Genomic DNA, 13,004 nt, shown 5'->3' with positions numbered 1-13,004 from the left:
ATTTATTATTTTACTCTTTCCAAGTAGCTACCGTCTTCAGTGCTTACTTTAATTTTGTCTCCCGGTTCAATAAACAAAGGAACCATTACTCTTGCTCCTGTTTCAACGATTGCGTTTTTAAGAGCATTGGTTGCAGTATTTCCTTTTACACCCGGATCAGCTTCAATAACATCTAAGTATACAGATTGAGGAAGTTCAGCAGAAAGTGGTGTTTCATCAGCTTCTTTCAAAATGATTGTTACTTCTTCACCTGCTTTCATCAAGTTTGAGTTTTCAATCATTTCTTTATTTAAATACAGCTGAGAAAAATCATCGTTATTCATGAAGTGGAATCCGTTCTCATCATCATAAAGATACTGGAACTTTCTTGTGATTACTTTTACCTCTTCAATTTTGTGGCCTGCAGAGAATGTATTATCCAATACTTTTCCATTTGTCACAGATTTTAATTTTGTTCTTACGAAAGCAGGTCCTTTTCCTGGTTTTACATGAAGAAACTCAATTACTTTAAAAATATCATTGCTAAATTCGATGCAAAGACCTTTTCTAATATCGTTACTTGTTGCCATTAATATATTTTATCTTTTTTACTTAATTTTTAATTGCTGTCTTTTCCTGTTCCGTATCCTTTTACAATACCTCTTGGAGAGTTTTGGATAAACTGAAGAATTTCATCTCTTTCAGCAGTGGGAAGCATTTCTTTTTCGATATATGCCAACGCTTGGGAAACGTTCATCTTCATTTGGAAAATAGCTCTGTAAATCTTTTGAATTTCAAAGATCTTCTCATTGGAAAAACCTCTTCTTCTAAGACCTACTGAGTTGATACCAGCATAGGAAATAGGATCTCTTGCTACTTTTACATAAGGCGGAACATCTTTTCTTATCAAAGATCCTCCTGAAATCATCGTATGTTTTCCAATTTTACCAAACTGTTGAACTGCAGATAATCCTCCCATTACGGTAAAGTCTCCGATTTCAACATGCCCTGCAATACCACAACCATTGGCAATAATTACATTATCTCCTATAATGCAGTCATGGGCAACGTGGGAAGTCGCCATAATAAGGCAGTTGCTTCCTACTTTGGTATACCCTAAAGCTTTTGTTCCTCTGTTTATTGTTACACATTCTCTTAAAGTAGTATTATCTCCAATAATGGTTCGTGTATCTTCACCGTCGAACTTTAAGTCCTGAGGAATTGCAGAAATTACAGTGCCTGGAAAAATCTTACAATCCTTCCCTATTCTTGCTCCATCCATGATGGTAACATTTGGACCAATCCATGATCCTTCTCCGATTTCTACGTCCCCTGCAATTGTAGTAAATGGTTCTACAATTACATTTTTGCTGATTTTCGCACGTTTATCTACGGCTGCTAACTGATGAATCATTTAATCAACTTTATTTTTTGCAACTTGAGCCATAAGCTCTGCTTCTACTGCCACTGTGTCTCCTACATATCCGTACCCCTGCATGTGTACAATACCTCTTCTGATAGGCTCTATTAATTCAATTTTGAATATAAGCGTATCTCCCGGAATTACTTTTCTCTTGAATTTTACTTTATCAATCTTGATAAAATAAGTAGAATAGTTTTCAGGATCAGGAACACTTGCCAAGACCAGAATACCTCCAGTTTGAGCCAAAGCTTCTACCTGAAGAACTCCAGGCATTACAGGTTCTTTAGGGAAATGACCAACGAAGAAAGGTTCATTCATTGTTACATTTTTCAATCCTACTACATGAGAGTCTGAAAGTTCTAGAACTTTATCAATTAATAAGAACGGAGGTCTGTGAGGCATAAGCTTCATGATTCCGTTGATATCGAATACCGGTTCTTTTGTTAAATCAAAATCCGGAACGTTTTTCTTTTTCTGCAATTTCCACTGACGATTTAGTTTTTTTGCAAACTGAGTGTTTACAAAATGTCCTGGTTTGTTAGCAATAACCTTACCTTTAATTTTCACACCTGCTAAAGCTAAATCACCAATTACATCCAGTAATTTGTGTCTTGCAGCTTCGTTAGGATAGTTTAAGTTAAGATTATCGAGAATACCGTTTGGTCTGATGGATACATTATCCTTACCAAAGGCTTTTTTTAATTTTTCTGTAGTCTCCGGAGTTAAATCCTTGTCTACGTAAACGATCGCATTAGAGATGTCTCCTCCTTTGATCAATCCGTGATCTAAAAGCATTTCCAATTCGTGTAAGAAACTGAAAGTTCTTGCTGAAGAGATTTCGTCTTTAAATTCGGAAATATTTTTAAGGGTAGCATTTTGAGTTCCCAATACTTTAGTCCCAAAGTCTACCATTGTAGTTACTTCGTAAGTATCTGAAGGAATAATGGTAATTTCTGAACCTGTAGCCGGATCGCTGTAGGTAAGAACTTCTTTTACAACCAGATATTCTCTGGCAATATTCTGATCTACAACCCCTACACTTTCGATAGCTTCCACAAAATATTTTGAAGATCCATCCAAGATAGGAGGCTCAGATGCATCCATTTCCAACACTGCATTGTCTATATCACAACCCACTAAAGCAGCCAAAAGGTGCTCACAGGTAGTAATTTTTACGCCAAGCTTTTCTAATGTTGTACCTCTCTCTGTTGCTACTACATAATTAACATCAGCTTCAACCTGAGGATGACCCTCTAAATCGGTTCTTACAAATACAAATCCCGTATTTTCTTTTGCCGGTTTGATGGTAAGTTTTACTTCTTTACCAGTATGAAGGCCTATTCCAGAAAGTGTTACCTCTTCCTGAAGCGTTTTTTGCATATCACTCATTAGTATTATCTTTTGAGTTATTCTCAAGATTATTTATTCTGTTGACAATTTCAGGGAAATTTCTGAAATGAACATAGCTTCTTAAATAGTCATTATAGCTGATCGCTGGTGAACCATATAAAGTTTCTCTATCATTAACACTGGAGTTCACGCCACTCTGAGCCTGAATTTTCACCTGGTTTCCGATTTTGATATGTCCGACAATTCCTACCTGACCTCCAATTTGATTCCAGTCTCCGATGATCGTAGAACCTGCAATTCCGGCTTGTGCTGCAATTACATTATTCTGTCCTATTTTCACGTTATGGGCAATCTGAATCAGATTATCAATTTTCGTACCTTTTCCAATGATGGTAGAGCCTATTGTTGCTCTGTCTATACTACAGTTTGAACCAATTTCAACGTCATCTTCAATAATAACGTTTCCAAGCTGTGGGATCTTTTTGAATCCTTCAGCAGTGGGCTGAAACCCAAAACCATCTCCTCCTACTACTGTATTGGAATGAATTACACAGTTGTCCCCAATAATACAGTAATCGTAAATTCTGGCACCACTGTCTATTTTACAGTTTTTACCAATTTTTACTCCTTTACCAATATATACATGCGGATAAATCTGTGAACCATCACCGATCCTGGCTTTTTCAGAAACATATGTAAATGCTCCTATATAAACCTGATCACCTATCACAGCCGAATCATGGATGGATGAGCCATCTTCAATGCCTTCTTTTCTTCCTCTCATCTCCTGATATAAATTCATCAGAACCTGAAAAGATAAATAGGCATCTTTTACTACAATTAAGGTAGAGTTATAAGTATTTTTATTCAGAAGTTTTTCTGAAACGATGATTACAGAGCATTTTGAGGTATCTAAAAAATGAGAAAATCTATCCTGTGCTATAAAAGAAAGATGTCCTATTTCTCCATTTTCAATTGGAGAAACCCCTGTAATAAGTGCATTCTCATCACCTATTATTTTTCCGTCTATAAAACTTGCAATTTGCGAAGCTGTGAATTCCATATTCTGCAAAGATAAGAAATTCTATAATTTGCAAACATTTTTTGATTTCAGATATTCAATTTTAATATTATTTAAGAATCCAAATGGGAGATATCTCTTGGAAACATAAGAATATAACGTGTGGTTTTATTTACCATCAACCCTGATAAAAGCTGATCTTCCGACTCATGAAGCTTCATTCTTTTACCATTTTTCTGCAATAAATAAATTGGTTGCCTTTCTGTATCATAAGGTAAAAGTTTCCTTTTTATCTCATGAACCAATTCTTTTCCATTATCAATACCAAAAAATTCATTGGTAATTTTTATTTTTTCTTCAATAATATTCTTATCAAAAGGATGTGTTGAAATAATCGTCTTCGGAAGGTTTCTCTGAATAACGCTCTTACACCAATAGGACAGAACAAAATCTTCAGAATTCTGCCATTCTTTCATAGCCTGAATCACGTCATTATCGTCCAGCCTTGTAAATCTTTCTATATCTTCATCTGTCGCTGTACTCTTTCCACGGTATAAAAAATATTTCAGATTCTCTGTTGCCGGAAGTTCAATCCCTTGAGAGATCAGATATTTTGCTCTTTCAAGGATCTTTACCAACAGAAATTCAGCCAAGGCAGATGTTTTATGATAATATACCTGCCAGTACATGAACATTCTGGCTGTTAAAAAATTTTCAATGGAATAGATTCCTTTTGCATCAATCACCAATTCCCCTTCTTCACATACATTCATCATGGAAATAATTCTCTGGGTATTAATATTTCCTTCTGACACCCCTGTAAAAAAGCTGTCTCTTTTCAGGTAATCCAATCTGTCTACATCAAGTTGAGATGAAATCAATTGGTTAAAAAATTTTCTGTGATATTTCCCCTGAAACATTTCAATAGCCATGGATAACTCACCGTTAAACTCTTCGTTCAGCTTATTCATCAATAATAAAGAAAGCTTTTCATGATGCCAGTCATCCATCAGCATACTTTCCAAGGCATGGGAAAACGGCCCATGACCAATATCATGCATTAGAATTGCCAGCATCGCTCCTTTTTCTTCTTCTTCCGAAATTTTAACTCCTTTCTGCTTTAATGTTTCCAAAGCTGTAAACATCAGGTGCATTGCTCCTAGCGCATGATGAAATCTTGTGTGAGTAGCTCCCGGAAAAATCAGATTCAAAAGGCCTGTCTGCCCGATCCTTCTTAATCTCTGAAAATAGGGATGTTCAATAATATCAAATAAAATTTCGTGAGGAATCTTGATAAATCCATGAACAGGATCGTTGATAATTTTAAGCTTATTCTGCATTGGACGTCTATATGAGTAAACAAAGTTAGGGATTTTTAATTTGAAGGTTCATTAAATTAGTATTAAGGAGACTGGAAGCAGGAAGAGGCAGGCAGGAAGTCATTGAAAACAATAAGCAATGAATGTCAAATTCATTTTGAGAATAATTAATATGTATTTACTTTTTGTAATAACGCACCTTTATTAACTTGCTTCTTCCGGCTTCTAGCTTCCTTATCTTTTTTCCCATTATTCATCAAAAAACCTTTGCTACTGTCCCATTAATCACTTATCTTTGAGAAAACTCAACATCCTTGATGAGAAAAGCTTTTCTTTTCATTTTATTCTTTTTAAGCCTACATTTTTCCGCACAGATTGTATCTGAAAATCAAAAACTGGAATCCCTCTGCAGAGTTTGGGGATTTTTAAAGTATTATCACCCTCAGGTAGCAAAAGGTAATTTGAACTGGGACCAGCAGCTTTTCAAAAAAATGAATGAACTTGAAAGGATCAATGACAAAGCAGCATTGAACAATTTATATTCCCGTTGGATTGAAAGTCTAGGAAAGGTTAATGAATGTACAGAATGCCTACAGGAAACTGATAAAACCTATTTCCTGAAAAACTTTGATCTGAGCTGGATAGACAATTCAGATCTGTTTACAGAAAGTACTTCCCAAAAGCTTCATTATATTGAAAATAACCGGAACATTGGCAACAATCATTATATAGGAAAAGGAGGACGAAAAATATATTTCAGAAATGAAAATTCTTATGGATCAAAGTTTTCATCCCAACAAACCAGTTTATTGGAACTGTTCAGATACTGGAACTATGTGGAATATTTCTTTCCTTATAAATATAAAACCGACCAGCAATGGAATGAGGTTCTGACAGAAATGATTCCAAAATTTATTTCTGTCACCAATGATACGGACTATCAACTCACTTTGGCTGAATTGGTAGCCAAAACAGATGATTCACATGCTTTTCTCTTTTCAACTCTGATAAGTCTTCATCAATACGGAAACAGAAAGCTTCCCATAGAATATTCTTATGCAGAAGGAAAATTGGTTATTACAAAGATCAATGATAATCGTTTTCATGAAAAAACACTATTCGAAATAGGGGATGCCATTTATGATGTGAATGGAAAAACAATTCCTCAAATGGTAAACAGTCTTGGAAAATATATTCCTGCTTCCAACTCATGGGGAAAAGTGAATAAGGTGAAAAGCAAACTTCTTTTCAGTAATAATGATTCTCTTTCTGTTAAACTTGAAAGAAACGGCCAAAATATGGAAGTGATTGCCAAAACTTATTTCGTTAAAGATATCATCATCAAAAAAGTTTCGTCTCCCCAAAAATGGAAATTTCTGGATGAGGAAAAGAAAGTCGGTTATGTTAACATGGGAATCCTTGCTAAAGATGAAGTGAATGAAATGTACAGGAATCTAAAATCTGCAGAGTCTATCATTTTTGACCTCAGAAATTATCCTAAGCTCACCATCATCCCCCTAAGTGAATTGTTACTTCCCCAATCAACCACTTATTATCAGTTTAACTTCCCAGAAACCGGTTATCCTGGAAAATTTTATAGCAGAAAGAACAATATTGGCAGAAAGAATCCCGATTATTATAAAGGAAACGTAATCGTTTTGGTAGACGAAAATACACAAAGTCAGGCAGAGACCACTACTATGATGTTTAAGCAGCATCCAAAAGCCAAAGTGATAGGAAGCAATACTTCAGGGGCTAACGGCGATATCATCAGGTTTAAAATTGCAGACTTGGATACTTGCTTTACCGGTCTTGGCGCGTATTACCCTGATGGTAGAGAGACCCAAAGAATCGGAATCATTCCGGATATTATTATAAAGCCAAGTGTAGAAGGGCTCAAAAGCGGAAAAGATGAAGTTTTGGAAAGAGCTTTGTTATATATAAAAAATAAGAATTGAAACGTACAAAACAGGAAATACTGCAGAGTATTTTCATTTAACTAATATTTAACTTTTAAACTCTCGATTTTGTGAGATTTTAAAAGGATTTGGTCAACATTTTGATACAATAACCATGTAAAAAATAAATTATGTCAGAAAAGATATTATGGATAGATGATGAAATAGATTTACTTAAACCTCATATCGTATTTTTAGAAAAGAAAGGTTATCAGGTAACCCCTGTTAATAACGTGAATGAGGCTTTGGAACTTATGGATTCAGAGAAATTTGCCTTAACACTCATTGATGAGAATATGCCTGGCATCTCCGGGTTGGAAGCCATTCCTATGATCAAGGAAAAAGATAATTCCTTAAAAATAGTAATGGTCACCAAAAGTGAAGAGGAGCACATCATGGAAGAAGCTATTGGTTCCCAGATTGCAGATTATATTTTAAAACCTGTAAACCCTAATCAGATACTACTTTCGTTAAAAAAGAATCTTCAGGAGGATAATCTTGTAGAACAAAAAACCATTTTACAATATCAACAGGAATTCAGAAACCTTTCTATGGAACTTTCTTATTTAAGAACGTATCAGGAATGGGCGGAATATTATAAGAAAATTCTAAGCTGGGAAATTAAATTCGATAAAGTGGCAGATAATGAATTTGCCGACCTTCTGCAGTCCCAGAAAGAAGAGGCAAATATTCAGTTTGCCAAGTTTATTGAAAAAAATTATGCAGACTGGCTTATAGACTCTGATAAACCGCTGATGAGCCACACGCTTTTCAAGGAAAAGGTAAAACCTGAAGTTGAAAAAGAAAAGGTTCTTTTATTAATGGTTGACAACCTTCGTTATGACCAATGGAAAGTTATCGAACCATTATTTACAAAATATTACAATAAAATTTCGGAAGATTATTATTACAGTATTCTTCCAACCGCTACACAATATGCGAGAAATTCTTTCTTTGCAGGTTTAATGCCTTCTGAGATTGAAAAACGTTTCCCTGATAAATGGTTTAATGATAATGAAGAAGGAAACAAAAATGAATTTGAGCGTGACTTCCTGGAAGATCAGATGAAGAGAATCGGTCTTGGATCTAAATCTATGAAATACCTGAAAGTATTGAACGCAGATTTTGAAAAAAAGATCTATGATGATTTCAATCAACATAAAAATAATGATCTCCTTGTAATTGTCTACAACTTCATTGATATTCTTTCGCATGCAAAGACAGACAACCATATTGTAGACCAGCTTATCCGTGATGATAAAACATTCCGTTCTCTTACCTTCAACTGGTTTGAAAACTCTTCATTGCTGAAGATTATCAAAACTGCTGCTGAAAACGGATATAAATTAGTGATTACAACAGACCACGGAACAGTGTACGTTAAAAAACCAAGCAAAGTAGTGGGTGACAGAGAAACCTCTACCAATATCCGATACAAAACAGGTAAAAGCTTAACCTATGATGACAGTGATGTTTGGGCAATTACCAATCCTGAAAAACTTTTCCTTCCAAAAGGAAACTTAAGTTCGAAATATATTTTTGCTAAAAACAATATATTCCTTGCTTATCCTAAGAACTACAATCATTTTGTAAATTACTATAAAGAAACCTATCAACACGGTGGAATTTCACTGGAAGAATGTATCATTCCTATCAGTGTTTTAGAACCTAAGTAGTTTATTTAATTTTGGGTTTAAGCGGGAAAAATCAGTTGATTTTTCCCGCTTCTTTTTTTAGAGTCTGCAAGAGTTCCTATCTTCGTAAAAAATAAAACATGTTTATTATTTCGCTAACCTATAAAATGGTTATTGAAAATGTAGAGCATCATATCCCGGAACACAATTCCTTCCTTCAAAAGCATTATAACTTGGGAGTATTTATTGCGTCCGGAAGAAAAGAGCCAAGAACCGGAGGGATTATTATCTGTAATGCCCCATCTAAAAATGAAGTTGAACAAATCATCAGAGAAGATCCTTTTTACATCCATCAGATAGCGGATTATGACATCACCGAATTTATCCCGTCTAAATACAACGAAAACTTTAAAATATTTATAGAAGACTAATGAGATTAATTACATACAATGTCAACGGAATCAGGGCCGCATTTACCAAAGATTTTCTGGGTTGGTTAAAAACTGCTGATCCGGATGTAATCTGCATCCAGGAAAGCAAAGCAGGAAACGATCAGATAGACATCGAAAGCCTTGAAAAATTAGGATACCACAGTTATTGGCATTCAGCAGTAAAAAAAGGCTATAGTGGCGTTGGAATTGCATCAAAAGTAAAACCTAATCATGTAGAGTACGGTTGTGGTATTGAAAGCTATGATAATGAAGGAAGAATTATCCGTGCTGATTTTGATGGATTCTCTGCTATTTCAGTCTACGTACCTTCTGCATCGAATATTGAAAGACTTGATTTCAAGATGCAGTTTTGTCATGATTTCCTTGAATATATCAGAAATCTAAAGAAAGAAATTCCCAACCTGGTTATTTCCGGTGATTTTAATATCTGTCATGAGGCTATTGATATTCACAATCCTGCTGGCCTAAAAAATGTTTCAGGATTTCTTCCTATGGAAAGAGAATGGATGACCAATTTCATCAATGAATGTGAACTGATTGACAGTTTCAGGTTTTTCAACAATGAACCGGACAATTACACATGGTGGAGCTACAGACAAAATTCAAGGGAAAGAAACAAAGGATGGAGATTGGATTATAACTTCACCTCTTATAGTTTAAAGGATAAACTTACCCGAGCTGTTATTTTGAAAGAAGCAGTACATTCGGATCATTGTCCTGCCCTATTGGAATTGGATGTATAGTGTTCCTTTATATCTATCAACACAAAAGCCAGCTGAAATCAGCTGGCTTTTTTTAATTTAAATCATAAAATTAATCGACAATTTCATATTCGACCGGAATTGTACCATGATTGATATCTCCGATCTCATCGAACGCTGCTTTAGACATGTCTAAAGATCTTGATGAATGGAAAGGCCCTCTGTCATTTATCCTCACTATTACCTCTTTCCCATTCTTAAGGTTAGTAACCTTAACGTTTGTTCCAAATGGAAGCGTTCTGTTTGCTGCAGTAAACTTTGAATTATCAAAGATTTCTCCACTAGCAGTTTTTCTACCGTTAAATTTATCGTGGTAGTACGATGCATAACTTGTTTTTTTCGCATCTAAGGCATTACCTGTAAACGAGTAAACACCTAAGGTTGAAATCATCATTATGATTACGAGAATGAATCTTTTCATCATGTTGAACTTTTATTGGTTTTGACAGGGCAAAAGTATCAGGAATCCTATTAACTCCCTACTCCAATTGTTAAAAACTGTTAACGAAATTAAAAATATATGTTAACAACCTCTGTAACTTACTATGGATAGGGATTTTAAAAGCACCTGTTAAAAAGTGTTAAAAAAACAAACGAAACGTTAATTTAATTAACTAATTTATGCATAATTTAGAATACACTAAATTTTAAAACACTGTAAATCAATCAGTTGTAAAACAGTAGGATATTGATTATGAATCTAAATTCATTTTTAAAAAGCAGAAAACGTTAAGACATAATATAGGGTAAATCGCTATTAGAATAGGCTCAGGGCAATAAAACCGCATTATAAAACTTTTTTTTAACAACAATATTAACTGCAACATTCAGAATTGATGAAATCCTGCCACGTTTTTGATGCACCGTTTGTGTAAAAGATCATATTCGCTTATCAAATATTCTTCAAAAATAAGTTTTAAGAATCAGATTAAAAAGCTTATTACTAGAAAAATAAGCGAGCCAAGTTGAATATATGTTATAATATGCATCCATTTCATATGACAACTTACCTTAAAAAGCATCAATTTATATTTCAACACTTCTTAGTAATTTACTTTTTAATTCGTTTTAAAGCAACAGTTATCAAATCTTCTCTATTACGAATTTTACTTCTTAAAAACGTAAATGATTTAAATATCCTATATATTATATATAAGTAATCAATTCACAGCATACTAGATACAAAGAAATTCAATCCAATTTGCTTACTCGTTTAATTTTACCAGATCCGCTTTAAAGATACATTCTTCCCATTCTTATCAATTAATATTGATTATCATTAGAAATCATAAATAGCTTGAAGGTAAATCTTATAACAGGATAAAAATAAGGGTAAAACGAAATAGCTATTCGTTTTAATTTTTTAATAAAATGCTTTTATGGTCTTCCACTATAAATCGGGTAATATTTGGCCGGGATGAAATAAAAAAAGCCGATGAAAATTAAATCATCGGCTTCTATAAATTTATAATTAATCAAAAATTAATTGTTTGTTTTTGTATACTCTACAGTATAGTTATATGTTCCTGCAGGATAAACTACAGACATACTTGGTGAACCAGTTACAAAAGAACCATCAGCGGCATATGAATATACACTGTTTGAGTATACATTATTTGTTCCGGACTGATAAATTGTTATTCTATAAAGGCTTCCCGGACTTGCGATTGCAGCCTGATTTGAATATGCTGTAGGAGCTGTAGAAGTTCCACTTGTAGTGAAAGTTCCTCTCTTTGCATATACCTGATTTCCGTTGACTGATGTATTTGTAGTTGTCTCAGCAGTAGCAATATTCACTTTGGGGTTTGCTCCCAATGGTAACCATCTACCTGTTGTAACTGCAGCACTACCTGTAGCACTACCTGCATCTATAGGATTTGAAAAATAATAAAATCCTGGCGCAACAGTAGATACTGTACTTGGATTATTAGCTCCTGTTAGAGTATTTCCAGTTCCTGTATTATAAACAATCATACCGTCAAAACCAGTAGGAAAATTAATACCGTCAACGTTATCTGTTTTAAAAACCCAAGTAGTAAGGTTTGTTCTTGGGTATACTAAACCTTTTCCTAATGTATTAGATGAGTTAGCACTTATATCAAAATTTGAACTTGCATCCATAAATGCGTTCTCATCTGTAATGGTAGCAACAGTCTGTTGGTTAGTTGCTATTTGAGCATGATATAAATTAGAAGAAAGGAAACAAAATATGCTTAATAAAACTATTTTTTTCATTGTATTGGATTTTAAAGTATTAATTATAGGATATTGTAACCCATCTTGTACCATCTGAAACATACTGTTTTCCTCTAAACTGTAGAACACTATTAGTTCCAGCAACAGGAACACCGTTTGCAGCTACTACTGAAACAGTAGAACTGGCTGTATTCTGATTAGAAATTACTACTACTCTACCAGCATTGGCAGGTTCAGCAGCAGGTAAAGTAATTGTAAGTCCAGCTGCAGCATTTGTTACAATAAAATAATCATTCCCGGTAACCGTGTAAGCAGCATTAACTGTAGTAGCAGACCCTACAATACCTTCATACCTTTGAGTAACTGAACCTCCTCCTACAGGTTTCCAAACGTTATTACCGTCTGTACCATCATAGTAATAAAACCCAGTAGCTGTAACGTTAACTGTTTTACCAGTTCCATTACCACCTAATGCATTAACAAATACAAGTGCGCCATTTTGAGCACTGGCCACAGTAGATGTACCATTGGCATATGCATTAGTTTTAGTTTCTAAATCAGCTCTTGACAAACGAGGGACTAATAAGGCATCAGGTCTAGTAGCATCAGCGTTAGCTACTACATCTAGAGTTGCGGCAGGTGTGGACGTGTTAATCCCCACTCTACCTTGCTGAGCCTTGGAAAGGGCCGTAAAGGCAACGAGCATAGTTGCTGTTAATAAAAATTTTTTCATAAGTTTTTAAAGATTTTAATTACATTATTTTTCATCAAAAATTTCCCAAAGGAAAATGTATCTCAACTTGCGATTATTATCTTAAGGCTAAGATAAATAAAAAAAACATATTTTTTAAGTTTTAGCCCAATTTTAATAAATAACTTATTGATAGCATATGATTTAAAAAACATTGCTT

Annotated in this window: 12 protein-coding genes; 4 read left to right on the top strand and 8 right to left on the bottom strand. The window is 34.4% G+C overall.

Annotation, left to right across the window (positions count from 1 at the left end):
- Nucleotides 1-5: 5 nt before the first annotated feature.
- The 5 genes from efp to WH267_RS12940 all read right to left on the bottom strand — a co-directional run bounded on the left by efp (nt 6) and on the right by WH267_RS12940 (nt 5,113).
- The gene (efp, locus tag WH267_RS12960) at nt 6-569 is read right to left on the bottom strand and encodes an elongation factor P (RefSeq protein ID WP_115970217.1); all 564 of its coding nucleotides are present in this window, start codon (nt 567-569) and stop codon (nt 6-8) included.
- A gap of 29 nt (nt 570-598) precedes the next feature.
- Nucleotides 599-1,393 (bottom strand): acyl-ACP--UDP-N-acetylglucosamine O-acyltransferase, encoded by a 795-nt coding sequence (gene lpxA / locus WH267_RS12955; RefSeq protein ID WP_115970216.1) that lies wholly within the window; start codon nt 1,391-1,393, stop codon nt 599-601.
- Nucleotides 1,394-2,791 (bottom strand): bifunctional UDP-3-O-[3-hydroxymyristoyl] N-acetylglucosamine deacetylase/3-hydroxyacyl-ACP dehydratase, encoded by a 1,398-nt coding sequence (locus tag WH267_RS12950; protein ID WP_115970215.1) that lies wholly within the window; start codon nt 2,789-2,791, stop codon nt 1,394-1,396.
- Entirely contained in the window at nt 2,784-3,815 is a 1,032-nt protein-coding gene (gene lpxD, locus WH267_RS12945) for a UDP-3-O-(3-hydroxymyristoyl)glucosamine N-acyltransferase (RefSeq protein ID WP_115970214.1), read from the bottom strand. The genes WH267_RS12950 and lpxD overlap by 8 nt, the downstream gene beginning before the upstream one ends.
- 71 nt (nt 3,816-3,886) lie before the next feature.
- Nucleotides 3,887-5,113: an HD domain-containing protein gene (locus WH267_RS12940; RefSeq protein ID WP_340008755.1), complete on the bottom strand. Its 1,227-nt coding sequence runs from the start codon at nt 5,111-5,113 to the stop codon at nt 3,887-3,889.
- A 296-nt stretch (nt 5,114-5,409) separates the two neighbouring features.
- Between WH267_RS12940 and WH267_RS12935 the strand changes: the two genes are divergently transcribed.
- From WH267_RS12935 to WH267_RS12920, 4 genes are all read left to right on the top strand, one after another.
- Nucleotides 5,410-7,050, top strand: coding sequence for a S41 family peptidase (locus WH267_RS12935; protein WP_340008753.1), 1,641 nt, complete (start codon nt 5,410-5,412; stop codon nt 7,048-7,050).
- 131 nt (nt 7,051-7,181) lie between these two features.
- Complete coding sequence (gene porX, locus WH267_RS12930; protein ID WP_115970211.1) at nt 7,182-8,726, top strand: T9SS response regulator signal transducer PorX; 1,545 nt, start codon at nt 7,182-7,184, stop codon at nt 8,724-8,726.
- Between the two features lie 98 nt (nt 8,727-8,824).
- Nucleotides 8,825-9,115, top strand: coding sequence for a YciI family protein (locus tag WH267_RS12925; protein ID WP_340008749.1), 291 nt, complete (start codon nt 8,825-8,827; stop codon nt 9,113-9,115).
- Nucleotides 9,115-9,879 (top strand): exodeoxyribonuclease III, encoded by a 765-nt coding sequence (locus WH267_RS12920; RefSeq protein ID WP_340008747.1) that lies wholly within the window; start codon nt 9,115-9,117, stop codon nt 9,877-9,879. The genes WH267_RS12925 and WH267_RS12920 overlap by 1 nt, the downstream gene beginning before the upstream one ends.
- Nucleotides 9,880-9,949: 70 nt before the next feature.
- On the opposite strand, the gene WH267_RS12915 is transcribed toward WH267_RS12920, so the two are convergent.
- The 3 genes from WH267_RS12915 to WH267_RS12905 form a co-directional block, all read right to left on the bottom strand.
- Nucleotides 9,950-10,321 (bottom strand): septal ring lytic transglycosylase RlpA family protein, encoded by a 372-nt coding sequence (locus WH267_RS12915; protein ID WP_115970206.1) that lies wholly within the window; start codon nt 10,319-10,321, stop codon nt 9,950-9,952.
- 1,058 nt (nt 10,322-11,379) lie between these two features.
- Complete coding sequence (locus WH267_RS12910; protein ID WP_340008744.1) at nt 11,380-12,132, bottom strand: hypothetical protein; 753 nt, start codon at nt 12,130-12,132, stop codon at nt 11,380-11,382.
- Between the two features lie 19 nt (nt 12,133-12,151).
- Entirely contained in the window at nt 12,152-12,826 is a 675-nt protein-coding gene (locus tag WH267_RS12905; RefSeq protein WP_340008742.1) for a hypothetical protein, read from the bottom strand.
- Nucleotides 12,827-13,004 lie beyond the last annotated feature (178 nt).

Source organism: Chryseobacterium sp. MYb328 (genome assembly GCF_037572595.1).
GTDB classification, from domain to species: Bacteria; Bacteroidota; Bacteroidia; order Flavobacteriales; family Weeksellaceae; genus Chryseobacterium; species Chryseobacterium pennae.
Note: the sequence above shows the minus strand (reverse complement) of the source record. Positions and strands in the feature narration are given on the sequence as shown.